At 71.4% G+C, this 23,729-nt stretch carries 23 protein-coding genes; 10 read left to right on the forward strand and 13 right to left on the reverse strand.

Features of this window, described 5'->3' with window-relative positions; translation table 11 throughout:
• Nucleotides 1-618: 618 nt before the first annotated feature.
• On the forward strand, nt 619-3,369 hold the full coding sequence (locus NMN56_RS43175) for a protein kinase domain-containing protein (protein ID WP_430542444.1): 2,751 nt from the start codon (nt 619-621) through the stop codon (nt 3,367-3,369).
• A gap of 604 nt (nt 3,370-3,973) precedes the next feature.
• Here the strand turns inward: NMN56_RS43175 and NMN56_RS01885 are convergent.
• Together NMN56_RS01885 and NMN56_RS01890 are read right to left on the reverse strand one after the other, a co-directional pair.
• Nucleotides 3,974-4,201 (reverse strand): hypothetical protein, encoded by a 228-nt coding sequence (locus tag NMN56_RS01885; RefSeq protein ID WP_274043663.1) that lies wholly within the window; start codon nt 4,199-4,201, stop codon nt 3,974-3,976.
• Nucleotides 4,194-4,433, reverse strand: a complete 240-nt coding sequence (locus NMN56_RS01890; protein WP_280842774.1) for a hypothetical protein — start codon at nt 4,431-4,433, stop codon at nt 4,194-4,196. Before NMN56_RS01890 ends, NMN56_RS01885 begins: the two co-directional genes overlap by 8 nt.
• Nucleotides 4,434-4,613: 180 nt before the next feature.
• Between NMN56_RS01890 and NMN56_RS01895 the strand changes: the two genes are divergently transcribed.
• The 3 genes from NMN56_RS01895 to NMN56_RS01905 all read left to right on the forward strand — a co-directional run bounded on the left by NMN56_RS01895 (nt 4,614) and on the right by NMN56_RS01905 (nt 5,962).
• Nucleotides 4,614-5,453 carry a helix-turn-helix domain-containing protein gene (locus NMN56_RS01895; RefSeq protein WP_274043661.1) on the forward strand — a complete coding sequence of 280 codons (840 nt, stop codon included), beginning with the start codon at nt 4,614-4,616 and terminating at the stop codon, nt 5,451-5,453.
• Nucleotides 5,450-5,650: a DUF397 domain-containing protein gene (locus NMN56_RS01900; RefSeq protein ID WP_274043660.1), complete on the forward strand. Its 201-nt coding sequence runs from the start codon at nt 5,450-5,452 to the stop codon at nt 5,648-5,650. The genes NMN56_RS01895 and NMN56_RS01900 overlap by 4 nt, the downstream gene beginning before the upstream one ends.
• 111 nt (nt 5,651-5,761) lie before the next feature.
• Entirely contained in the window at nt 5,762-5,962 is a 201-nt protein-coding gene (locus tag NMN56_RS01905) for a DUF397 domain-containing protein (protein WP_274043659.1), read from the forward strand.
• 37 nt (nt 5,963-5,999) lie between these two features.
• On the opposite strand, the gene NMN56_RS01910 is transcribed toward NMN56_RS01905, so the two are convergent.
• Nucleotides 6,000-7,241: an epoxide hydrolase family protein gene (locus NMN56_RS01910; protein ID WP_274043658.1), complete on the reverse strand. Its 1,242-nt coding sequence runs from the start codon at nt 7,239-7,241 to the stop codon at nt 6,000-6,002.
• A 274-nt stretch (nt 7,242-7,515) separates the two neighbouring features.
• Between NMN56_RS01910 and NMN56_RS01915 the strand changes: the two genes are divergently transcribed.
• A complete protein-coding gene (locus NMN56_RS01915; RefSeq protein ID WP_274043657.1) occupies nt 7,516-7,947 on the forward strand; it encodes a PPOX class F420-dependent oxidoreductase in 432 nt (143 codons plus the stop codon).
• Here the strand turns inward: NMN56_RS01915 and NMN56_RS01920 are convergent.
• From NMN56_RS01920 to NMN56_RS01930, 3 genes are all read right to left on the reverse strand, one after another.
• Nucleotides 7,934-9,187, reverse strand: a complete 1,254-nt coding sequence (locus NMN56_RS01920) for a cytochrome P450 (RefSeq protein WP_274043656.1) — start codon at nt 9,185-9,187, stop codon at nt 7,934-7,936. The two genes, NMN56_RS01915 and NMN56_RS01920, sit on opposite strands and share 14 nt — an antisense overlap.
• Before the next feature lie 181 nt (nt 9,188-9,368).
• On the reverse strand, nt 9,369-10,100 hold the full coding sequence (locus NMN56_RS01925) for a TetR/AcrR family transcriptional regulator (protein ID WP_274043655.1): 732 nt from the start codon (nt 10,098-10,100) through the stop codon (nt 9,369-9,371).
• 229 nt (nt 10,101-10,329) lie between these two features.
• Nucleotides 10,330-10,920 (reverse strand): TetR/AcrR family transcriptional regulator, encoded by a 591-nt coding sequence (locus tag NMN56_RS01930; RefSeq protein ID WP_274043654.1) that lies wholly within the window; start codon nt 10,918-10,920, stop codon nt 10,330-10,332.
• A gap of 140 nt (nt 10,921-11,060) precedes the next feature.
• Here NMN56_RS01930 and NMN56_RS01935 point away from each other — a divergent pair, with 140 nt between their 5' ends.
• Nucleotides 11,061-12,302 carry an FAD-dependent oxidoreductase gene (locus NMN56_RS01935; protein ID WP_274043653.1) on the forward strand — a complete coding sequence of 414 codons (1,242 nt, stop codon included), beginning with the start codon at nt 11,061-11,063 and terminating at the stop codon, nt 12,300-12,302.
• 11 nt (nt 12,303-12,313) lie between these two features.
• Here the strand turns inward: NMN56_RS01935 and NMN56_RS01940 are convergent, their stop codons facing one another.
• Nucleotides 12,314-13,066 carry a restriction endonuclease gene (locus NMN56_RS01940; protein ID WP_274043652.1) on the reverse strand — a complete coding sequence of 251 codons (753 nt, stop codon included), beginning with the start codon at nt 13,064-13,066 and terminating at the stop codon, nt 12,314-12,316.
• A gap of 155 nt (nt 13,067-13,221) precedes the next feature.
• Entirely contained in the window at nt 13,222-13,983 is a 762-nt protein-coding gene (locus tag NMN56_RS01945) for a VOC family protein (protein WP_274043651.1), read from the reverse strand.
• Nucleotides 13,984-14,358: 375 nt separating this feature from the next.
• Here NMN56_RS01945 and NMN56_RS01950 point away from each other — a divergent pair, with 375 nt between their 5' ends.
• On the forward strand, nt 14,359-15,078 hold the full coding sequence (locus tag NMN56_RS01950; RefSeq protein WP_274043650.1) for an alpha/beta hydrolase: 720 nt from the start codon (nt 14,359-14,361) through the stop codon (nt 15,076-15,078).
• Between the two features lie 104 nt (nt 15,079-15,182).
• On the opposite strand, the gene NMN56_RS01955 is transcribed toward NMN56_RS01950, so the two are convergent.
• Nucleotides 15,183-16,568: an FAD-dependent oxidoreductase gene (locus NMN56_RS01955; protein WP_274043649.1), complete on the reverse strand. Its 1,386-nt coding sequence runs from the start codon at nt 16,566-16,568 to the stop codon at nt 15,183-15,185.
• Nucleotides 16,569-16,850: 282 nt separating this feature from the next.
• Between NMN56_RS01955 and NMN56_RS01960 the strand changes: the two genes are divergently transcribed.
• Nucleotides 16,851-17,192 carry an ArsR/SmtB family transcription factor gene (locus NMN56_RS01960; protein WP_274043712.1) on the forward strand — a complete coding sequence of 114 codons (342 nt, stop codon included), beginning with the start codon at nt 16,851-16,853 and terminating at the stop codon, nt 17,190-17,192.
• 61 nt (nt 17,193-17,253) lie between these two features.
• Here the strand turns inward: NMN56_RS01960 and arsB are convergent, their stop codons facing one another.
• Together arsB and NMN56_RS01970 are read right to left on the reverse strand one after the other, a co-directional pair.
• Complete coding sequence (gene arsB, locus NMN56_RS01965; protein ID WP_274043648.1) at nt 17,254-18,390, reverse strand: ACR3 family arsenite efflux transporter; 1,137 nt, start codon at nt 18,388-18,390, stop codon at nt 17,254-17,256.
• On the reverse strand, nt 18,387-18,722 hold the full coding sequence (locus NMN56_RS01970) for an ArsR/SmtB family transcription factor (RefSeq protein ID WP_274043710.1): 336 nt from the start codon (nt 18,720-18,722) through the stop codon (nt 18,387-18,389). The genes arsB and NMN56_RS01970 overlap by 4 nt, the downstream gene beginning before the upstream one ends.
• Nucleotides 18,723-18,847: 125 nt before the next feature.
• On the opposite strand from NMN56_RS01970, the gene NMN56_RS01975 reads away from it, so the two are divergent.
• On the forward strand, nt 18,848-19,264 hold the full coding sequence (locus NMN56_RS01975; RefSeq protein ID WP_274043647.1) for an arsenate reductase ArsC: 417 nt from the start codon (nt 18,848-18,850) through the stop codon (nt 19,262-19,264).
• 114 nt (nt 19,265-19,378) lie between these two features.
• Here NMN56_RS01975 and NMN56_RS01980 read toward each other — a convergent pair whose 3' ends face one another.
• Nucleotides 19,379-20,320, reverse strand: a complete 942-nt coding sequence (locus NMN56_RS01980) for an AurF N-oxygenase family protein (protein WP_274043646.1) — start codon at nt 20,318-20,320, stop codon at nt 19,379-19,381.
• Nucleotides 20,321-20,452: 132 nt separating this feature from the next.
• Here NMN56_RS01980 and NMN56_RS01985 point away from each other — a divergent pair, with 132 nt between their 5' ends.
• A complete protein-coding gene (locus NMN56_RS01985) occupies nt 20,453-22,402 on the forward strand; it encodes an acyl-CoA dehydrogenase family protein (protein WP_274043645.1) in 1,950 nt (649 codons plus the stop codon).
• A 96-nt stretch (nt 22,403-22,498) separates the two neighbouring features.
• Here NMN56_RS01985 and NMN56_RS01990 read toward each other — a convergent pair whose 3' ends face one another.
• A complete protein-coding gene (locus tag NMN56_RS01990) occupies nt 22,499-23,728 on the reverse strand; it encodes a beta-ketoacyl-[acyl-carrier-protein] synthase family protein (protein WP_274043644.1) in 1,230 nt (409 codons plus the stop codon).
• Nucleotide 23,729 lies beyond the last annotated feature (1 nt).

The raw sequence follows: 23,729 nt of genomic DNA on the forward strand, positions 1-23,729 counted from the left end.
CAGGGCGAGAGCGGGACCGGCGGCGCCGCCCCGTGCCGGGGTGTGCCGGAGCAGGGGTGCGGCGGGTGCGCCGCTCAGCGCGTCCACGTGAACGGGACTGTCGGGGCCTGTGCGTGCCGTGGTGAGCATCCGGTACGGAACGCTCCGTGCCCGGTCGGCGGCTTGCCGCCGGAGGGGGTGCGGGGGGCGCCGTCGGACTGCTGCTCGTGTTCCGGGGGCACCGCATGTCCGGCCATGGTGCGTCCTGTTCTCGGTTCGTCGGTTCTCAGCTCACCCGGTCCGGCCGGGGTACTCACCCTAAAAGGGCCGCGGCACCGCGTTCCCGAGGCGGGGAGGGCCAGACGGGTGACCCGGCGGACGGACGACCCGGCCTGACGAGCTGTCAGCGAGCGGGAGTCGCGCAGCGTCACAGCGGGCGTGGGCGAGGGCCCGAGGTACCGGTCTCGGACGTGTGCGCTGTCGCCCCAGCGCCGGAGCCGGCGAACCGCTCCAAGGTCGTTGGGTCACGGACAGTCTCGCGCGGGCCCGTGAGGTGGCGCCCGTGGCCGTCGAAGTCGGCCGATAGGATCACGCGCACGGCAGCACAAGGGAGTTCACGACGGGGGAGGGCCAATCGGTATGGCCGACGGGGAAGCAGGCTCCGGTGCGGGTGCGGAGGTCTCGGTCTTCCAGGCGCTGCAGGCGGACGACCCCGCACAGCTGGGCGACTACACCCTGGCGGCACGCCTCGGTGCGGGCGGCATGGGCACGGTCTACCTCTCCCACACCCTGGCCGGGCGGCCCGTCGCCATCAAAGCGATCCGCCCGGAACTGGCGGACGATCAGGACTTCCGGCGCCGCTTCCGCCACGAAGTCGCCGCCGCACGGCGGGTGCACGGCCTGTTCACCGCACCCGTCATCGACAGCGAAATCGACACCCCACCGCTCTGGCTCGCCACCGCCTTCGTCCAGGGCCCCACCCTCTCCGCAGCGGTCTCCCGGCACGGCACCCTGCCCGTGCCGTCCGTTCTCCTCCTGGCGGCAGGGGTGGCCGAAGCACTGCAAGCCGTGCACGGCGAGGGCATCGTCCACCGGGACCTGAAGGCGTCCAACGTGCTCCTGGCCTCCGACGGCCCGCGTGTCATCGATTTCGGCATCGCACGCGCCGCCGACGCCACAGCCCTCACCAACACCGGCGTCACCGTGGGCACGCCCCCCTTCATGTCCCCCGAACAGGCCCTGAACAAAGACATCGGCCCGGCAACCGACATCTTCTCCCTCGGCCAACTCGTCACCTACGCCGCCAAGGGCACACCCGCCTTCGGCGAGGGCCAGACCCACGGCGTGCTCTTCCGCATCGTGTACGAGGAACCAGACCTGACCGGTGTACCCGAGACGCTGCTGCCTTTGCTGCACCGCTGCCTGACCAAGGCCCCCACCGAGCGGCCCTCTCCCGCCGAGGTCATCGACCTGTGCCGCGCTGCCTCGGAAGACGGCATGCTGCGCCGTACCGGGAACTGGCTCCCCGAAGCGATCACCGCAGACATCACACAGCACCAGGACGTACCTTCACAGCGGCCTACAGGCCACCAGTTGACGGACATAGCGCAGACAGCTGAGCCCGCGCAGGCGGGAACGCCGGAATCGCCGACCCCATCGGGATCACCGGAGCCGCTGGGACCACCGGAAACTGCGGGGTCGCCGGCCGCACCGGAAACTGCGGGGTCGCCTGGGCCACCGGAGACTGCGGGGACGCCGGGCGCACCGGAAACTCTGGGACCGCTGGGATCACCGGAAACTCTGGGACCGCTGGGATCACCGGAGTTGAACGGCGGCGCTGCGGCCGGAGACGAGGACGAAGCCGGGACCGGGACCGGGACCGGAGCAGGTGCCAGGGCCAGCACCGGGATCGGCCCTGACCTTGGCATTGAAGCCAGGGCCGAAGCCGGGGTGGATTACGGGACGGACGCGAACGCCGGGTCGGGGGAGCCCACTTCGGCCGCGCCCTCCGCACCGTCCAGCGGTCACTCCGAGGGCGACAGTGTGAGCCATCCACCCATGGAGGAGCCGCCACCGGACCCGCGGGAGAGCACCCCGCCGGCCCTGCCGGAGGACAGGCCCCCGGGGCCCCCGGAACCCGGCTCTCCCATGTACCGCGCCGCATCAGCGCCTTCCGCACCGCACAACGCCGTCAGCACACACAGCTCCGGACAGCCGACCAGCAACGGCGAAACAGAGACACCCCGCGAAGGTATCGCCCAGGCCGCCGCCGGTAACAACGGCCGGACCCCTCCCGCCAACGCACCGGAACCGGCCCGGAAACCGATCCGCCGACGGGCCTTCCTCGCCATCGGCGCCACAGCCCTGGCGGGCGCAGGAGGAACAACTGCGGTCATTGCCCTGAGAGACAACTCCGGCGCCAAGAACCCTGAATCAGATGCCAAGAACCCTGAAAATGGCGCACCGAAGAAAATCGCCGTAAAGTCCACGACGTCCCTCACCGACCGCACGGGGCCCGTCTCGTCTGTGATGTTCAGTCGGGACAGTAAGACCCTGGCCATCGGCGGGGAAGAGGAAGTGATCTTCTGGGACATGGCAGCACGCGAGCACGCAGGGTCCCTCAACGGCCCCAAAGACGCTGTCGTGGCGTTCAGCCCGGACGGTAAAATGTTGGCCACCGGCGACGGCGATGGGACGGTGACCTTGTGGAATGCTCAAACGCGGAAGCGCGGAGAATCCTTCACCGATCACAGTACCGTCATCAGTTCTCTGGCGTTCAGCCCGGACAGTAAAATCCTGGCCACTGCCAGCGGCGACGGGATAGCGCTCTTGCGGGACGTGGCAACAGGCGAGCCAATAAAACGCCTCACCGACCACAAAGGTGATATCAGTTCTGTGGCGTTCAGCCCGGACGGTAAAATGTTGGCCACCGGCAGCGCCGGCGATGAGACAGCGCTCCTGCGGGACATGGCAGCACGCGAGCCCGTAAAGCGCCTCGCCGATCACAAAGACTCTGTCTATTCTGTGGCGTTCAGCCCGGACAGTAAGACCCTGGCCACCGCCAGCGGCGACGGGACAGTGATCTTGTGGGATGTGGCAACACGCAAGCACCCGGCGCCCCTCAACAGCCACAAATACGCTGTCTATTCCGTGACGTTCAGTCCGGATGGTAAGACCCTGGCCAGCGGCACTGACGACGGGACAGTGCTCTTGTGGAACGTGGCAACACGCAAGCACACAGAGCCCCTCACCGGCCACGACGACGTTGTCCGATCCGTGGCGTTCAGCCAAGACGGTAAGACCCTGGCCAGCGGCAGTTCCGATGGGACAGTGCGCCTGTGGAAGGCGAGCGGAAACGCTCCCATTTCAGCGGCACGAATCGGCAAGTAGCCGGCAACGAATTTACGCACCTCGCCCCATGGGCCGCGCGCCTGCACGCGGCCTCGCGCCACGCGCGGTGGCCCCTTCCCCCGGAGGAGGGGCGCGGCGGGTGCGGCGCTCAGCGCGTCCGCGCGGGCAGGGCTGCCGTGGCCCGTGGCGGGATCAGTACTGGTGACCCGCACGGGGCCAATCCGTATGCTCATGGCGGTGGTTGAGAAAGCAACGAACTGGTGGAACGGGTCGCAGACGGCATTGGGACGGTTCTGAGACACCGGAAAACTAACGTGGCATTCGCAAACACCACGGCGGTGAGCCCGGTGGCCTCGCGGGGGACGGGGGTGCCGGCCTCGCCGCCATGGGAGGGGGGCATGGCGGGGCGGCGTCGGCTTCGTGGGGATGTACGGCGGGGGCCGTACGGCCCGGCGTCGCCCCGGCGCGCATGGCCCCACCGCTCAGCGGACGCGTCGGCCGCCACCGGCTGACCGGCACGCCGCGCCAGGTCGGAGCGTCACGGGGCGCTTCCGGCCCGGCCTCGGCGTCCGGCGCCGCGTGCGCACAAGGCTGTCGGCAGCGGCACATAACAGGGCACGCCCGTACGGGTGTTGGGCCCGCGTCAATGGCGGGCCCATGCCCACCACTCCGCGGCCCGCAGCCCACGCAGCGCGGTCCGCTCCTGGTGCAGGTCCGGCCGGTGCTGCGGGCACTCGCACGGCGGGTACCGGTACGCGTCCTCACGCGGCACGGTCGGATCCGGCTTCACCTTGACCACCCGCTCCGGCCCGAACTCCGCTTTCCCGTCCGGGCCGACCCTGCCGACGCGCAGCGTCATCCGGCTAGCCACGGGACTGCCCCTTGAGCGCCTGCGCGAGGACCGCGCCATCGCCCGGCGGCACATCGACCAGGACCGTGGGACCCCGCCTGCGCACCCCGGCGGCGCCGCTGGACACGAGGGCAGCGCCGATGTTCTGACGTACCGTCACGCTCGCATCCAGGCCCAACGCGGCCAGCACCTCACACAGTTCCTCGGCCACAGCCTCAGCGACCAGACCGCGCGCGACCATCTTCCCGCTCACCCCGCCGCCCCCTGGCCCACGTGCGGGTCCAGCACTATGCCCGGCGAACTCGGTTGTGGGGGCGCCATGTTGGGTGTCTGATCCATCGCTCAACTCCTCTCTGTAGCGGTACCGCTACCGGGAGCGTTCAGCGTGTCCTAGACTCAGAACCTCTTCAACGTTTCGGCGCCGGAGGGAACATTGGTAAACCGCAGAGAGCTGAACCCGGATGCGGGTCCCGAAGCGGCGTTCGGCGCGCGTCTACGCAGGTTGAGAGAGACACGCGGTTGGAAGCAGGACGAACTGGCTGCCCGGATGGGGTACACCGGCAGGCACGTCTCCAACGTGGAAACTGGCAACAAGTCTCCAACCCGTCGCTTCTCAACGGGTGCTGACGTTGCGTTCGGGCTGGCGGGAACGTCGAGTTCATTCGAGCGCGAATGGAGCGAGATCCGGAACGGCAGCTTGTTGGAGGGCTACCCGGAGTACCTGGGGTACGAGGCACGTGCGGCAGAGATCCGGCTGTACGAGGTGGGAGTTGTCCCCGGTCTTCTCCAGACATCCGAGTACGCAGCGACGCTCGAAGCGGACGCAGTACGGCGGGAAGCCATCGGCCCCGAGCAAGCCAACGAACGGGTCGAGCTGGTAGCGAAGCGGCAGGCAACACTCGCGCGGTCGCCCTCCCCTCTGATCAGCGCGGTACTTGACGAGGGGTGCATCCGCCGACCGATGGGTTCTGCCGCTGTCATGGATGCTCAGTTCGCGCGGTTGCTTGAGTTCGCCGCGCTGCCAAACACCGTGTTGCAGATTGCACCTTTCGCCATGGGCGAGCGCAGGCCGTTCAGCCTTCCCGTTACCGTGCTCACGATGCCGGACCGCTCGCTCATGTCGTACGCCGAATCCGCGCAGCGGGGGCATCTTGAGAGAGAAAGCACGCTCGTGCTGCCCATGCTGACCGCCTACCATCAGCTACAAGCCGAAGCGCTGTCGCAGGCAGCATCCACGGCCATGATTGAAGAGGTACGAAAGGGCACACCGTGACGACCGAATCCCTCCGCTGGTTCAAGTCCTCCTACAGCGGCAACGGCGGCCAGTGCATCGAGGTCGCCGCCAACCACGCCGCCTCACGCGGCGAGATCCCCGTCCGTGACTCCAAGAGCACCGACGGCCCCGTACTCACCTTCCGCACAGACGCGTTCGCCGCATTCATCGGCGGCGTACGCAACGGCTCCATCTGACCCCTCACGCGCTGAGCCCCCGGTACCCGTCGGGGGCTCACTGCCATCGGTGGCGCGCTTCTCCCAAGCGGCATCCGCGACCACGACCGAGCAGGCACGAAAGGGCAAACCGTGACGACCGAAACCCTCCGCTGGTTCAAGTCCTCCTACAGCGGCAACGGCGGCTCCTGCATCGAGTGGGCCCCGGCACAAGCGACCGCTACTGGCGAGATCCCCGTCCGTGACTCCAAGAGCACCGACGGCCCCGTACTCACCTTCCGCACAGACGCGTTCGCCGCATTCATCGGCGGCGTACGCAACGGCTCCATCTGACCCCTCACACACTGAGCCCCCGGCGTCTGCCGGGGGCTCACCGCTGGTCCCCGCGGTCGTGGAAGGTGCGGCGCAGGTCGCTGATCCAGGCGTCGGGGTTCTCCCAGGGGATGAAGTGGCCGCCGTGGTCATGGGCGTTGACGTTCACGTGGTTGAACCAGGCGGCCAGCGGGCCGTTCTTGAACGCCTGGACGCGCTCGTCGGCGGTGTGGATGCCGGGCGGGTTCTCGTACGTGACGAAGGTGAGGCCGACCGGGGCCTGCACGACCGGGGTGCGGTCGTGCGCCGGCACCCAGGGGTAGCGGTTGGCGTTGGCGTAGTAACGCATCGATGTGGCGACAGAGTTGTTGACCCAGTAGATCGTGGCGTGGGTGAGCAGGTCGTCCTTGGTGAAGACGGACTCGATGTCACCGCCGTTGTCGCTCCAGGCGTTCCATCGCTCCAGCAGCCAGGCCAGCAGTCCGGCGGGTGAGTCGCTCAGCCCGTGGGCCAGGGTGGCGCCGTCGAGCATGTGCACGGCGAGGTGGGAAGCCAGGCGGTGGTCCAGCTCGATGATGCGGGCGCGGACCTCTGCGGGCTGGTCGTCGGTGAGCGGCCGGTTCCGGGCGAAGTCCCAGGCGCGGGGGCCGGAGAAGAAGTCGAGCGGCAGTCCGGAGCCGATGTGGATGCCGTACAGCTCGTCGGCGTACTTGTGGCCGAGCTGGCTGGAGACGATCCCGCCGATGTCGCAGCCCCCGGCGGCGTACTTCTCGTACCCCAGGGTCTCGGTCATCAGGGTGTGCCAGAGGTCGGCGACCTTCCAGAAGTTGACGTCCGGAAAGCCGGTGAGCGGGCCGGGGAAACCGAACCCTGGCAGGGACGGCACGATGATGTCGAACGCGTCGGCGGGGTCGGCGCCGAACGCCGCCGGGTCGGCGAGCTGATCGATCACCTTCGACCAGTGCCAGAACGTCCACGGCCAGCCGTGGGTGAGGATCAGCGGGATCGGGCGGGGGCCGCGGCCGGGCTTGTGCATGAAGTGCACCGGGACACCGGCGACGCTGACCTGGTAGTGCTCGTAGGCGTTGATGGCGGCCTCGGCCTTGCGCCAGTCGTAGCCGTCCCGCCAGTAGGCGACCAGTTCACGGAGACAGCTGTCCGGTACGCCGTAGGACCAGTCCTCGTTCCCCTCGTCCAGCGGCGGACGGGTCGCTATGAGACGGGTGCGCAGGTCATCGAGGACCTCGTCGGACACATGGATCGGGGTGGGCTCCAGGGGCAAGCCGTGCGGGGTGGTCATGGCGCGGTCCCTCTCGTTCTTCCGGATGGCGGGAAACGGTGTCGGCGCCCTGTGGGGCGGCTGGGCGGCGGGCCGGGCCGGCTGCGGGCCGGGCCATTTTACGGAGTGCGTGCAGCGACGCGGCGAGCGCCTGCGCGCGGTACGGGTCTCCTGGCCGGGCCAGCGCGGCCGGGGCGCAGGGCGCCGGGGCCGCCCCTCCCGGTTCACGCCGCCGCACCCGGCGACAGCTACAGTCCCCCGCGTATACGCACGACGAGTGAGAGGTGCCCTGGTAATGCGGGAGCTGGAGCAGGACGTACGGGAACGGCTGGAGGCGGCGCTCATCTGGTTCGTGGCGACGACGAATCCGGACGGGTCGCCTCATGTCAGCCCGATGTGGGTGGGCCTGGAGGGTGGGACCCCGTGGTTCAACACATCGGTCGGGCGGGTCAAGGAACGCAACCTGCGGAACGATCCGCGCGTGTGCCTCTCCCACGCCGATGCGGCCAACCCCTTCGACCGCGTCCAGATCCACGGCCGCGTCACGCGCTTCGTCGAGGGCCCGGAGGCCGAACGGGACATGGACAGGCTCGCGGACAAGTACCTGGGCACGCCGTACGAGTGGCTGCTGCCCGAGGAGCGGCGCGTCTCGGTGGTGATCGAGCCCGTACGCGTGCGCCGGGTCGTCGGCGTGGAACCGTTCGGCGCGCCGGCTAAGGGAGCCTGACCCGCAGCATCGCGAGCCCGTGGAAGTGGTAATCGGGCAGGACCGGCGGCTCCTCCTCGAGGGCTGCGAGGGTGAGCGTGGGGAAACGGGTCAGCAGCGTGGTGAGCGCCAACCGGCCCTCAAGGCGCGTCAGATGGGCGCCCACGCACGCGTGCGGCCCCGCGCCGAAGGCGAGATGGCCGCGCGGGGCCTCCCGGTCCGGGTCGAAGCGCGCGGGGTCCCGGATGTGTGCGGGGTCCCGGTTGGCCGCGCCGAGCAGCGGGAGGACATGTGCGCCCTGCGGCAGTGACGTACCGCCCAGCGTGGTCGCGCGCGTCGTCACCCGTACCAGTCCCCGGTGCGGGGAGGTGTGCCGCAGCCCCTCCTCCAGCACGCGGGGCGCGTAGTTCTGCGGGTCGCCCAGAGCGCGCTGCCACAGGGTGCGGTCGCGCAGCAGTTGGTAGGCGGCCGACGTGACCGCGTGGCACGTGGTCACGGTGCCGGCGACGAAGTGCACCAGCAGGTTGTTGAGTGCGTTCGCCGCCGACATCGGGCCTGCCTCGCCCTCGCCGTGCGCGTAGACGGCCGCCACGCTGTCGTGTCCCGGCGGCAGCGTGGCGTAGAACCCGGTCGCCCACTCCTCGTAGTCGCACAGCCGCCGCGCCGCTTCCCTTTTGACCTGCACGGGAATGCCCGGCGTGATGAGTGAGGCCATATCGCCCGCCCAGCCGGCGACCGCGAGCAGGTCGTCCTGCGGGATGCCGAGCGCTGCGCCCATGACGCGCTGTGCGAGCGGCTGTGCGTAGGCGCTCACGAGATCGACCTCGCCACGCCCGAGCCCCTCGTCCAGTTCGTCGGCCAACTCGCGTGCGAGGTCCTCGATCCGGGCCGCGAGCGGGTTGACGCGCGGCCCCGCGTACGCGCGCCGCACGGTGGCGCGCAGCGGCGCGTGCGCGGCACCGTCCGTGTCCACGACACCGGTCACCGGCTCCCGCAGGAACCCGGGCAGCAGCGCCGCGACCTCCTCGGGCACCGCGTCCTTGAGCGGCCCGCCCAGCGCATGGGCGGACGCGTACGTCTCCGGGTCCTCCAGCACCTCGCGTACGTCCTGGTGGGTCAGCACCAGATACGCGCCGCCCATCCGCTCGCTGCGCACCACGCGCAGCCCCGCCGCGAGCAGCGCGTCCAGCTGGGCAACGGGGTCGCGCTCCCGGTCGGTGGGGTCGAAGTCCCCCTGTACGAGCGCCTCTTCGCTGGTCAATGCGGCCTCCGGGAAGACGGAACGGTGGCCCCATACGGTATTGCCGGCTCAGCCGCTACGGAAGGCGAACGCGCACGCGTACGCGGGGCGTGCCGCGTCCGGGGGCCGGGGGCCGGGGGACGTACCGCGTCGCCGGGCGGGGCTCCCCCCGGGGGACGGGCCTGGTGCTCGGGCGAGGCGGTCAACCGGCGGCGGGGCGCGGCACGGTGGTGAGCGCGAGGCTTCCGGGGAGGGCGTCGAGTGCGGCACGGAAACGGGCGGCGAGTTCCCGCTTGTCCGAAACGGGCTCGCTCCCGGTCGCCGCGGTCGCCGCAGTGCCCGCGGCCACTCCGTTCGGCACGGCTTCCGAGGGCTCGGCCGCCCAGCCGGCGAGCGCGTGGCGGAAGGCGGAGACGAGCATGTCCGTGGCGAGCCGGGGGCGCGGGTCCGCGGGTCCTTCGAGGGCGAGAGCGCCGTCCAGGATCTTCAGCGCCGACCGGGTGGTGCGCTCGCAGAACTGTGTGCTGTGCGCGTCCATGGACGGGTTGCGTTCCGCCAGCCGCAGGCTGAGCCGGGCGCGGTGTGCCCAGTCGTGGTCGGCCACCCGGTCGAGGGCGGCGAGCAGCGCGTCGCGCGTCAGCTCCAGCAGGACCCGTCCGTCGGGCCCCGTGGCACGCAGTTCCTCCAGGAACGCTGCCCACAGGTCCTGGAGCGGTGCCGTCGCGACATCCTCCTTGCCGGCGAAGTACCGGAAGAAGGTGCGCTTGGACACCTCGACCTCGTCGCACAGCTCGTCCAGCGTGACGCCGCCGAACCCGCTGCGGGTGAAGTGGTTCAGGGCCGTGTCGATCAGCGCCTGACGCGTGCGCTGCTTCTTGCGCTCCCGCAGCGGAAGCACCGCGACGGAACGCGGGGAATCGGTGGCGGCGTTCACCGACGTGAGTGTAATGCGGCCACCGGGACGGGCCGTGCCCGGACGGCCTCCGGGCTTCGGTGTTTCTGAGAGTCAACGCCCTGGGACAGCAATGCCCCTGAGCTTCAACACCCTTGAGCAGCAACGCCTTTGCGTATCAAGGCCCTTGAGCAGCAACGCCCTGAGCAGCAGTCCCCGTGAGCATCAATGCCGCTGAGCATCAAGGCCCCTGGCTTCAACGCCCCTGACTTCAGGACCGTTCGGGGAGGGTGCGGGACCAGCCGTTGTCGAGGATGTCGAAGATGCGGTCGAGGGCGTCCTGGGGTGCCTTCCGTTCGTGCGCGAGGGACGCGGCTTCGAGGGCGAAGTGGGCCAGCGCTTGGCAGCCTGGTTCGTCGGGCGGGAGGCCGGCGTCGGCGGCGATCGCTTCGGCCAGCGCCTGCTCGTGGCGCAGCCACATGCGCCGGGCGTACTCGCGCAGCGCGGGGGTGGAGTCGATCATGCGGAGGAAGCCAGCGAACCGGGGGTCGGCGTGGATCCGCCGTGAGCGCTCTTCCGTCATCATCCGGCGCAGCGCCTGGGGCACGGTCTGCCTGGCCGGACGTTCGCTGACGGCCGCGATCAGCTCCGCCTCGCGGTCGGCCTCCTCGTCGAAGACGAGCGCCACTTTGCCGTCGGGGAAGTGCTTGAACAGCGTCGTCACCGAGACATCGGCGGCATCGGCGATCTCGCGTACGCCGACCTCGTCGTAGCCGCGCTCCAGGAACAGCCGCAGGGCCGCGTCGGCCAGCGCCTGGCGGGTTGCTGCTTTCTTGCGCTCGCGGCGCCCGCTCTCCGTCATCGCCCCACCGTACCGGAATGTGTATCCGATGAGAAAGTTGAACGGTTGCACTTTTTCAACGGTTCAACCTACAGTGGGCGGCGTACCGACCGACCGAACTGTCGCCGCCGAAGCGACGCCGGGTCTTTCTGGAGGAAGCGATGACCAACAGCACACCCCGTATCGCCGTGGTCGGGGGCGGGCCCGCCGGGCTGACATGCGCCCGCGTCCTGCAGGGACACGGCATCGAGGTCACGGTCCACGACGGCGACGCGGCGGTGGACGCACGCGACGCCGGCGGAACGCTCGATCTGCATGCCGACAGCGGGCAGATCGCACTGGAGGACGCCGGGCTGATCGACGCCTTCATGGCGCTGGCGCGGCCGGAAGGGCAGGCCAAGAGCCGCCGTGACCAACACGGCACCGTCCTCACGGAGTTCACACCGGCGCCCGGCGACGAAGCGGCACCCGAGATCGACCGGGGCCAGCTGCGCCGCATGCTCCACGAACACCTGCGGCCCGGCACCGTCCACTGGGGACACGCACTCGTGCGTGCCGTCCGCACCGGCGACGGCGTGCACCGTCTGGAGTTCGCCGACGGCACCAGCACGGAGGCCGACCTCGTCATCGGCGCCGACGGTGCGTGGTCGAAGGTCCGCCCCCTGGTCAGCGACGCGGTGCCCCAGTACCTCGGGGTCTGCTTCCTCGACGCCCGCTTCGACGACGTCGACACCCGGCACCCCGCCATCGCCGGGATCGTGGGCGACGGCCACATGTTCGCCAACGACGGCGCAGGTCGCGCGGTGATCGTCCAGCGCAACAGCAACAGCGTGGTCCGCGGCTACGTGGCGTTCCGGGCGCCACTGGACTGGCACGTGCGGGCCGGTGTGGACCTCACCGACCGGCAGGCCGTACGCGCCCACCTGGTCCAGGAGTTCAGCCACTGGTCGGCCGGCATGCGCGAGCTGATCACCGCCAACGACGGTGACTATGTGCCGCGCACGTTCCACGCGCTGCCCGCGCCCCTGACGTGGGACCGCGTTCCCGGCGTCACGCTGATTGGGGACGCGGCGCACCTCATGGCACCCTTCGGCGGCCACGGCGCCAACCTGGCGATGCTCGACGGCGTGGAACTCGCGCACGCCGTCAAGGAGGAGGCCACCCTCGGCGAGGCGGTCTCCCGCTACGAGTCGGCGATGTTCGCGCGCTCCGGAGAGCTGGCCACGAGCGCGAACGGAGCACTCACGCGGTTCTTCGCCACCACGACCCCCGACGCGCCGCACCTGCCGCCCGACCACGCGCAGGAACACAGGAACTACCTCGCGCGGGCAGCGGCCTACCGGGCCCAGCAGGCCGAGCGGGCCCGGCAGGCTCAGCGGGCCGCGCAGTCACCGGGCCACTGACTGACGCTACGTCAGTTCGGCAGCCGCCGGCGCCGGTTGTGTGCCGCGTCGCCCTGGCCCGCCCCTTCGAGGGTGAGGAACTGGGTGAGCGGGTTACCGGCGTGCCAGAGGGCGAGCTGGTCGCGGTGCACGGGGACGAGGTGCTGGGAGGCGGCGAAGGTCAGGGCCTGCGCCGTGAAGCGGCTGGTGGTGACGAGCACGGCCACCTCGGCCCTGAAGTAGCCGCGCGCGCCCGCGAGTTCCCGCATGTCACGCGCGGGGATCGCACGGGACACCGCGTACCGCTTGCACTGGATCACCATGGAACGCCCGTCGGGCAGCACCCCGAGGACATCGGCGCCGTTGTCACCCGCTCCCCCGACGCGCCGCACGCCGGTGCAGCCGTCGCGCCGGCACAGCGAGGCGACCAGGTCCTCGAACGCGCCGCCGCTCATGCCGTCGACCTCGGCGAGCGTACGGTGTCCGGCTCGCACCGCGTCCTGCCGCTCCCACTCGCGGTGTTCCGCCCTGGCCACCCGGTCGGCACGCCACAGCCGCCAGCACCCGAGGGCCAGCGCGGCACCCACGGCGGCGCCGAGCAGATACGGCCATATCCGGGACCAGTAGACGATCCCGGCGAGCACCAGAACGGCGGCGCACCCCAGTACGGGGCGCCATCGCCCCCGTAACCACACATGGGACCGACGGCGCACCGCCGCACCGCGCCGCCTGGCAGCACCACGCCCCCGCCGGGCCGCCGCCGTCGTCCGCTTCCTCGCTGACATCCGCCCCACCCCCCACTCCCTCACCCCGTACGCACCGCATCGGGCCGTGCGCTCAGCGTCATCCCCGCCCGTGCCCCGCGCAAGACCTGGGGCAGATACCGGGGCCGGCGCCTGACGGGTCGCCGGATGGCGGGTGGCACCCGGTGCCTGCCGGGTCAGATGCTGAGGAGGGAGAACAGGGCACCGTCGGGGTCGCGCAGGGTGGCGGCGCGACCGTGCTCGGTGTCCTGCGGCGGCAGCACGACCTCGCCGCCGGCGCCGATCGCGGCCGAGACGGCCCCGTCCAGGTCGGGGGCGCGGAAGAAGACCTCCCAGCGGGGGCGTACGCGTGGGTCGGGCGCTGCCTCGATCCCGCCGTCCCGCAGCCCGGCGACGGTCTTCCCGTCCACCAGGACGATCACCTCGTCGCTCTGCTCCTCATAGCTGATGCCGTGCCGCGGGTCCTCGGCCCAGCCGAAGACGGCGCCGTAGAAGAGCGCGGCGTCGAACGCGTCCCGGGTGCGCAGTTCGAGCCAGGCGGGAGCGTGGCCGGTACCGACGGCCCAGCCGCGCGGCTGTTCGCCCTGCCACAGGCCGAACGGGGCGCCGGAGGGGTCGGCGGCCAGCACGGCGCGGCCACTGCCGACCGCGAGGGGGCCGACGGCGACGGTCGCGCCACGCTCCGCGATGCGCGTCGTCGTGATGTCCGCGTCCTCGACCTGGAAGAAGACCGTCCAGCGCACCGGGAGCTGCCAGGTGACGGCCAGCTCTCCCAGACCGGCGACGGGCTCACCGTCCTCGGTGGCCACGCGGTACTCGTCGCCGAGCGGACTGTCACGGAAGGACCAGCCGAGCACGGCCCCGTAGAACTCCTCGGTGGAGCGCATGTCGCGGGTCGTCAGGCTGACCCAGCAGGGGATTCCGCTTACCGAAGTCATCGCGTACCTTCCGGGTCGCGTCCAAGATCGTTACGCAAACCGAGCCGCCGCCTCCTTGCGGGCCCGGAACCCCCCACCATCGTGACATTCGGAACATTTCGCGCCACTTTTCCCACAGAAACCCCAGCTCAGCGCCCCGCCCTCGACGATGGCCAGGAAACCCCTCGGGGCGCTCGGTCCGCCGGTTCGGCGGTGGGTCCGCCGGAGTGTGGCGCCGCGTTGCTGTGCCGCGTTGTTGCGCCGGGGTGTTGCACCGGGCAGGGGGTGCCCCTTGGGCATGTGTGCGGAGTGCGGACGGAACGTGGCCTGGCGCGCCGTTCCCCGCGCCCCTGACGGGGCGCCGTTCCTTCCACACGCCCATGAGTGAATGGACCGATGACACAACTGACCCCCTTCACCCACCCCTTCGACGGCGAGCTGCTCAGCGGCGTACACGCCGTGCGGGACCACGGCGGCACCCGGCCGACCGTCGTGGTCCTGCACGGGGCGGGCAACGGTAACAAGGCACCCCTGTTTCCGCTGGTCAGGGACTTCGCGGCGCGCGAAAACGACGCGCTGGCCTTCGACTTCTCCGGGCACGGGGAGAGTTCGGGCCACCTCGGCGAACTGAGCCTGCGCCGCCGCTTCGACCAGGCGGCCTCGGTCATCGAGGGGCAGGTCCCCGCCGAAGCGCCCCTCGTGCTCGTCGGGTTCAGCATGAGCGGCCAGACCCTCGCCGACCTCGCCCGTCACTTCGGGCCCCGGGTGACGGCGCTCGGCCTGTGCGCGCCGGCCGTGTACGCCGCCGAGGCGTGGGAAGTGCCCTTCGGTACGGGCGACGGACCGTTCAGCGAGATCATCCGCCGCCCCGGCAGCTGGCGCGACTCCCCCGCGCTGGCCGCGCTGCGCGCCTACGAGGGCCGCGCGGTCCTCGCCGTGCCCCGTACCGACGAGGTCATCCCGCCGGACGTCACCCGCGCGATCCGTGCCGCACTCACCGAACGGGCCCGCCTCACCCCCGTCGAGTACCCGGAGGCGACACATCGCCTGGGCAGCTGGTTCGGCGAACACCCCGCGGACCGCGCCCACTTCGTGGCCACGATGCTCCCGGCGTGACGCCCGCCCGAGCCGGCCCGAGCGCCCGGGCGAGCCCGGATGCGCGAGTCAGCCCGATCCCAGCGAGCCCCGCCACCCATGCGGGTCCGGCCGCCTGAGCGGGCTCAGCTCCCGCCGGCCGCCACCGTGGTGCCGCAGCAGCCGCCGGCCGCCTCCCGTGCGGGTTCGTCGAAGAGTCCCGAGCCGCCGCAGACCCCGGTCTCGGCGAGGATCAACTCGACGCGGGCGGCGGCCTCGTGGTCACCGTCGAGCGCGGCGGCGACGGAGCGTGCCTGTTCGTAGCCGGTCATGGCGAGGAACGTCGGAGCACGGCCGTAGCTCTTCATGCCCAGCAGGTAGACATCGGCCTCCGGGTGGGACAGCTCCGAGGCGCCGTGCGGGTAGACGGTGCCGCAGGAGTGCACGTTCGGGTCGATGAGCGGGGCGACCCCGACGGGGGCCTGGAGCCGCTCGTCGAGGGCGAGGCGCAGTTCGTTCACGTAGGTCAGGTCCGGGCGGAAGCCGGTCAGGACGATCACCTCGTCAACGGGTTCGAGGCGGCGCCCGTCCTCGGCGACCAGGACCAGCCGCCGCCCCGCACCGGCACCCTCGCCACCGGAGCCCTCGCCGCCACCGCCGCCCAGGCCGCCGGTGCCTTCCCGCTCGACGGCCTCGGTGCGGAATCCGGTCACCGCCGTGGCGTGCCCCGCGTCGACGGCGGCCTTGGCACGCAGGCCGAGGGCGCCGCGTGCGGGAAGCTGGTCGTCCTCGCCGCCGCCGAAGGTGTCCCCGCCGATACCGCGCCGCAGCACCCACGTCGCATGGGTGCCCGGCTCGTCCCCGGCGAGGGAGGCGAGGCCCGCCAGCACCGTGAAGGCGGAGGCGCCCGAGCCGACGACGGCGGTACGCCTGCCCGCGTAACGGGCCCGTACGGCGGGGTCGTCCAGGTCGGGCACGCGGTAGCTGATCCGGTCGGCCGCCGCGCGCTCACCCAGCGCGTGCAGCCCGTTGCCGCCGAGCGGGCCCGGGGTCGCCCAGGTGCCGGAGGCGTCGACGACCGCGCGGGCCGGCACACGTTCCTCGCCGCCGTCCGGAGCTGCCAGGTGCAGCGCGAAGGGCTGCCCAGCGCGCTCGGAGTCGACCACGCGGTCGCGCCCCGTCCGGGAGACGCCGGTGACGCGTACGCCGTAGCGGACCCGTGCGCCCAACGCGTCGGCGAGCGGCTGGAGATACCGCTCGGCCCAGTCGGCGCCCGAGGGGTACGTGCCGCCTTCGGGCCGCTCCCAGCCGGTGGGAGCGAGCAGCTTCTCGGCGGCGGGCGCGATGACCTCGTCCCAGGTGGAGAAAAGCCGCACGTGCCCCCACTCCCGTACGGCGGTGCCCGCGTGCGGGCCCGCCTCCAGCACCAGCGGTTCCAGCCCGCGTTCCAGCAGCGAGGCGGCGGTGGCCAGGCCGATCGGTCCGGCACCGATGACCGCCACGGGCAGCCGGGACGGCTGTGACTCGTTCATGCCTTCTCCTGTCTCCCTCATTCGGCTGTGCCTGCTGTACCTGCTGTGACTGCTGTTTCCGTTGCTTCTGCTGTTCCTGCCGCTGATCCGGCTCTCGTCACAGCTGACCCGTCACAGCTGATTCGGCTCCCGTACACCTGATTCGACATTCATCGATCCAGCACCTTCACCCTGGCACTCTGTATTGATGGATGTCAATATTGAGGGGTGTCGAAACTCAAGGAAACGCACGAGGCACCACCCCGGGCGCCGGAGGCCACGGCCACGGCCACGCCGACGGGCATGCCCGAGGGGAAGGACGCACCGGAGGTGGCGCCCTGCTGCCCGCCCCTCACCTCCCCCGACCTGTCAGCGGAGGACGCGCGCACGATGGCGGAGATGTTCAAGGCCCTCGGCGACCCCGTACGCGTCCTGCTCTTCTCCCGCGTCGCCTCCCACTCGGGCGGCGAGGTCTGCGTCTGCGACCTGGGCGACCTCGGCGTCTCCCAGCCCACGGTCAGCCACCACCTCAAGAAGCTCCGCGACGCCGGACTCGTCACCTCCGAGCGCCGCGGCACCTGGGTCTACTACCGCGTCGCCCCCGGCGTGCTCGCACGCATGGGCACGATGGTCAGCGCACGCTGACCGCCCGCGCCCGCGAGCAGCCCCGCCGGGGGCGAGCGCCGGCCGGCGCGGCCGGCGTGGATCAGCGGGCGGGCGGGATGCCGCCGTGGACGGCCGGAGAGCTGAACCTGCGGCGCCAGGCGAGGGAGACATAGACGAGGGCGATCAGTACGGGCACCTCGATGAGCGGGCCGACGACGCCGGAGAGCGCCTGTCCGCTGGTCACCCCGAACGTGGCGATGGCCACCGCGATGGCCAGCTCGAAGTTGTTGCCCGCAGCGGTGAAGGCGAGCGTGGCCGAGCGGTCGTAGGCCAGACCGATCGCCTTGCCCAGCGCGAACGTGCCGAACCACATGACCGCGAAGTAGACGAGCAGCGGCAGCGCGATACGGACGACGTCCAGCGGCTGAGAGGTGATCGTCTTCCCCTGGAGCGCGAAGAGGATCACGATGGTGAACAGCAGGCCGTAGAGCGCGAACGGGCCGATCCTCGGCAGGAACTTCCGCTCGTACGCTTCCTGTCCCATGCGCCGCTCGCCGATACGGCGGGTGAGGAACCCGGCGACGAGCGGGACGCCGAGGAAGATGACGACGTTGAGCGCGATCTTCCCCATCGAGATGTCGAGGTGCTGCCCCTCGCCCAGGCCCAGCCATCCGGGCAGCAGGTCGAGGTAGAGCCAGCCGAGCAGGCCGAAGGCGATGACCTGGAAGACGGAGTTGAGCGCGACCAGTACGGCCGCGGCCTCGCGGTCACCGCAGGCCAGGTCGTTCCAGATGATGACCATGGCGATACAGCGGGCCAGCCCGACGATGATCAACCCGGTGCGGTACTCGGGCAGATCGGGCAGGAAGATCCACGCGAGCGCGAACATCACGGCAGGACCGACGAGCCAGTTGATGACCAGCGAGGAGACCATCAGCCTGCGGTCACCCGTCACGGTGTCCAGCTTGTCGTAGCGGACCTTGGCCAGCACCGGATACATCATCACCAGCAGCCCGAACGCGATCGGCAGCGAGATCCCGCCGACCTCGACCTTGCTGAGCACGCTGTTCAGACCCGGGATGGCCCGTCCGAGCCCGAGTCCCGCCGCCATCGCCAGCAGGATCCATACGGCGAGGTAGCGGTCGAGGGTGGAGAGCTTGCGCGCGACACCCGCCCCGGGGGACGCGTCCCCGGAGGAGGCAGCGGGGGTAGGGGTGGGAGCCTGGGTCTCGGTCACGGACACGACCTCTTCCGGTCGGTGGCGATCGTCGTCCGCGCCGTCTCGGCCAGCTCCGTGAAGGCGCCGGCCAGCGAGGTCAGCACCTCGGGCCGCAGCTTGTAGTACGTGAACCTGCCACAGGGCTCGGTCTCCACGACACCGGCCTCGCGCAGGACGCGCAGATGGTTGGAGAGGTTCGTCTGCCGTGCCCCCGTCTCCTCCACGAGATGCGTGGTGCACAGGGTCTCGCGGGCGAGGAGGGTGACGATCTGGTACCTGAGCGGGTCCGCGATGACCCGGATCAGATCGGCACCCTCCGGGACCCGGATCACTTCAGGGCTGGCTGACATCATCATGCGCTGATACTCTCACATCATTCGCGAGTGACACCAGCCACCACTGACTCGATGGCCCACCGCGCGCCGCCACACGCCACCGGCGCCGCCGCACGCAGAGCGACAGAAGCGAGACCGCCGTGCCCGACAAGCCCTCCGTCCTGTTCGTCTGCGTCCACAACGCGGGCCGCTCCCAGATGGCCGCCGCCTGGCTCCGGCATCTCGCCGGGGACCGTATCGAGGTCCGCTCCGCCGGCTCGGCCCCCGCCGACGCCGTCAACCCGGCCGTGGTCGAGGCCATGCGTGAGGCCGGGATCGACATCGCGGCCGAGAGCCCCAAGATGCTCACCACCGGAGCGGTCCAGGCGTCCGACGTGTGCGTGACCATGGGCTGCGGCGATGCCTGTCCGGTCTTCAGCGGAAAGCGTTACCTGGACTGGCAGTTGGCGGACCCGGCGGGCCAGGGCGTCGAGGCCGTACGCCCCATACGCGACGAGATCAGGGCTCGCGTGGAGAAGCTGATCGCGGAGATCGCCCCGCCGCGCGACGAGCGTTGAGCCGGCGCCGGGCTCGCATGCCCGCAGCGCGGGGCCCGTTGACCACCGCGAAGGCCGTCACGACCTGACCGGCCGACCGACCGGAACCGCCTCACGCCACCGGCCGGAACCGCCTCACGCCAGGAGCCCGGCGCGGCGCCACATCGGACGGCTGGCCGCGGTGAGGAGGCCGATGTCGTGGAGGAACGCGGTGAGTTTGCGCGTGGCCTCGCGCATGTGGTGGCGGCGCAGCTCGCTCGCCTTCGCCTGGCGCATGGCCTCGGCGGGAGGCAGCCCGACGGCGGCGTAGACATCGCCGCGCACATAGGCGTCGGTCAGCAGCAGCGCGAGCGCCGTCACGTTCAGCTCGGTACAGGTACGCCGCCAGCGGGGCTGGGCGGCGGCGAGGCGCCGCAACTCCTCGCGTGCGTACCGGACATGGCGGGCCTCCTCGATGACGTGGATACGGAAGACCTCGCGCACGAGGGGCTGCACCCGCTCGTCCCGCATCGTGATCCGCTGCATCCAGTCGCTGATCTCCTCGCCGAAGAGGGTCGCCGAGAACGAGGCCGGAGTGCTGGAGCAGGTCTTGACGGCGCGCGCCACCTGGTGCAGGGGGCGGGACACGGGGTACGGCGGCGCCCCGCACTTGCCGAGCATCCGCACGAACATCAGCGAGTGCCGGCACTCGTCGGCGATCTCGGTCAGCGCGTAGCGGGCATGTGCGCTGGTGAACGGCTTGTCGTAGATGTGCCGGGCGAGCAGCTGGAGCAGGATGATCTCGAACCAGATGCCCCGCGAGGTCCACGCCGACAGCTCGTGCCGTGACAGTTCCAGCCGCTGCTCGTGCGGCATCGCGTCCCACAGGGGTGTGCCGTGCAGCGAGAGCAGTTCGGGTGGCATGAACCAGCCGCCGGGCTCCAGCGGCGCGTCCCAGTCCACGTCCGTACCGGGGTCGTAGGAGTGCCGGGCTGAGGCGGCGAGCAGCCTCTCGGCTGTCGCCTCACGATCGGTGAGCGGCGCGGGATCCGGACCGTGGCGAGGCCCGTCCTCCGGTCCGGAAGCGTCTACGAGCATGAGCGGCAGGTTACCCCGCACGCACACACGCGGCACTCGCGATGTCACTCGTCGTGATGAGATCGCGTCGGGCCCCGGTCGGGCGCTCCGGGGCATGCGTGCCTCGCCAGCGCCCGCTTCGTTGGGTGTCGCGTGATAACGACGCCAGACACAACGGCGGACACGGCTTCGGCCGCGCACGCGACAACGATCACGAGCGGCGCGTCAACGGCCCTCAGGCGGGTGCTGTTCGGCCAGGACGGCGAGCACGACGCCGGTGGCGAGGCGGCACACGACCTCTGGCGGCGCCTGCTGGCGTCGGCCCCGTTCCGCCCGGACTTCACGGCGTCGCCCGAGGAGGGACTGCGTACCGCCTACAGGCGACTGCGGCTGCTGAACGACGTCATCGGAAACCCACTGGACCTTGTGGGTGACCCGGCGGCACTGGCACGTATGCACGAGTGGCTGGGCTTTGTGGACCCCACGCTGGCGAGCGTCTCGACCATCCACTACAACCTGTTCCTGGGCAGCCTCCTGGACCAGGGCGGGCGTACACAGGCCGAGTTGGCCCCCTACCTCACGCTCAGGGAGGTAGGTACCTTCCTGATGACCGAGGTCGCGCACGGCAACGACGCCGCGGCCGTGGAGACCACGGCCGTCTACGACCCCGCACGCGACGGCTTCACGCTGCACACCCCGTCGGCGGGTGCGCAGAAGTTCATGCCCAACACGAGCTGTACGGGCGGTCCGAAGGCCGGCCTGGTGGCCGCGCGGCTGCGGGTGGGGGGCACCGATCACGGGGTGTTCCTGTTTCTGACGCCGCTCACGGACGCGGCGGGGCCGCTCCCCGGAGTGCGGGTGCGCAGGCTGCCGGCCCGGCTCGGCAGCCCTATGGACCACTGCCTGACCTCCTTCGACCGGGTGCCGCTCCCCCGGCGCGCGCTGCTCACGGGCACGCACAGCCACTTGACGGCCGAGGGCGTGTTCACCAGCGGCATCAAGGACCAGCGACGCCGGTTCCTGACCTCCTTGCAGCGGGTGATGACCGGCAAACTGTGCATGAGCGCGGTGACCGTCGGCAGCTGTCGCGCCCTGCTGACCCTGGCCTTCCGCTACGCGGCCAACCGCCATGTGTCGGGGCTCACCACGGGTTCGACCCTGCCCGTCGCCGCGCTGCGCAGCCACCACGGACCGCTGGCCGAGGCGCTGGCGACGACCTATGCGATGACGATGCTCTACCAGGACGCCGTACGCCGCTGGTCGGCCCACGCCGACCACCTGGGCGGCGCAGACGGTGCGGCGGGCGCCGGCGGTGCGGGCGGCACGGGCGGTCGCGGGGCCGGGGAGCGGGAGCGGGCCGCGAACGCGCGGCTCGTGTCGGTCGCCAAGGCGTGGATCACCTGGCAGGGCCGGAGCATCGCCACAGAGGTGCGGGAACGTTGTGGCGCCCAGGGCCTGCTGTCGCACAACGGCATCGCGGGCCAGCTCACCGCCGTGGAGGGCGCCATCACGGCGGAGGGCGACAACCAGGCCGTCATGGTCAAGGCAGCAAGCGAACTCCTGTACGCGCGGCGCGTCCCGAAGCCGGGCGACCCGCGCGTGGGACGCCAGGCCACCGGTGAACTCACGGACCCCGCCTTCCTGCACGGGCTCCTCGCGACGGCCGAGGACCTCTGGCTCGACCGCGCACGCACCGCGATGCGGCGGGCCCCCGCCGAGGCGCTGGCCCGCAGGAACGCCGCGATAGGGCCCGCGCTCCGCGCCGTCGACCTGTACGCACACCGGCACGCGGCCCTCGCGCTCGCCGCGCCGGCCGCGACCGCCACGGCGGCCGGGGAGCCGCTGCGGAACCTGCATCTGCTGTTCACGCTGCGCGCGGTACGCGAGCACAGCGGGGACCTGCTGCGCCACGGCCACCTCGCGGAACGGCACATCGACGAACTGCCCGTGCTCACCGAGCAGGTGACGGCGCGGGTGGCGAAGGCGGCACCTGAGCTGGTGGCCGCGTTCGCCGTGCCGGACGAGATGTTCGCCGGGGCACCGCTCGCGGCACGCGACTACATCGCGGCGTACGACGACCCCGAGGGCCCCTGGAGACGGTGACCGCGGGGAGCCGGAGAGGGGCGGGGGGCAGGGGGCGCAGGAGCCCCGGCGGAGCGGGTGCGGCGCGGGTACGGAGCGAGTGCGGCAACCGGGTGCTCAGGCCGCCGCGAGGACGAGTGCGGCGTTCTGGCCGCCGAAGCCGAAGGACGTGGACAGCGCCAACCCGAAGGCGCACTCGCGCGGGTGCGAGGTGACCAGGTCGAGTTCGTGTCCCGGGTCCTGGTCCGTGAGGTTGGCCGTGGGCGGGATCTCCTGGCGCTCCAGCGCGAGCACGGTCAGCGCGGCCTCGATGGCGCCCGAGGCACCCAGCGCGTGACCCAGCACTCCCTTGGTGGCGGTCACCGGCGGCGGTGCCCCGCCGAACAGGCGGAGCAGCGCGCGGGCTTCGGCCGCGTCCCCGGTCGGCGTGGAGGTGCCGTGCGCGTTGATGTGCCCGATGTCCCGGGGCGAGCAGCCCGCGTCGGCGAGCGCCTGCCGCACGGCGAGTTCGGCGCCGGCGCCCTCCGGGTGGGGCGAGGTGGGGTGCCGCGCGTCGGCGGAGGAACCGGCGCCCAGCAGCAGCGCCCGCCGCTGCGCACCCCGCGCGCCGGCGAAGCGGGGGCTCTCCAGTACCAGGACGGCAGCGCCCTCTCCCAGGACGAAGCCGTCGCGCCCGGAGTCGAAGGGGCGGCAGGCGAGTTCGGGTGCCCGGGTGCGCGTGGACAGCGCCCGCATACGGGCGAAGCAGGCTGCCGTCATGGGTGCCCTGCCCGATTCGCTGCCGCCCGCGAGCACGACGTCGCAGGCCCCGCCGAGCAGCAGGTCCCTGGCGACGGCGAGGGCGTGCGCTCCGGAGGCACAGGCGCTGGAGACGACGAAGTTGGGGCCCTGGGCACCGAGGTCGCAGGCGACCTCACCCGCCACCATGTTGGGCACGCTGCGGGGGACGGCGAGGGGCGAGACGGCGGCGGGGCGCGCGGCTCCGAGCCTGTCGAACTCCCGCGCGTAGGTGTGCAGGCTGTTGCCGCCGACACCGAAGACGACGCCCACACGCGGCGCCGTCGCCTCCGTGAGCGGCAGCCGTGCGTCCTCGACGGCGCGGCGCGCGGCTGCGAGGCCGAAGTGTGCGAACGGGTCGAGCCTGCGGGCCAGGCGGGTACCGAACTCCACGACCGGGTCGAAGTCCCGTACGGCGCAGGACATGTCCACGGGGAGCCCCGCGAGTGCGGGGTCGGTGGCGGCCAGGGAGCGCCCGGCCGCGACGGCCTTCCAGTTGACCTCCGGGTCACAGCCGCCCGGCGTGACCAGGCCGATCCCGGTCACCACGGCATGCCCTCGCGCTTCCATG

The sequence above is a fragment of the Streptomyces iconiensis genome, assembly GCF_028657195.3.
Lineage (GTDB): Bacteria > Actinomycetota > Actinomycetes > Streptomycetales > Streptomycetaceae > Streptomyces > Streptomyces iconiensis.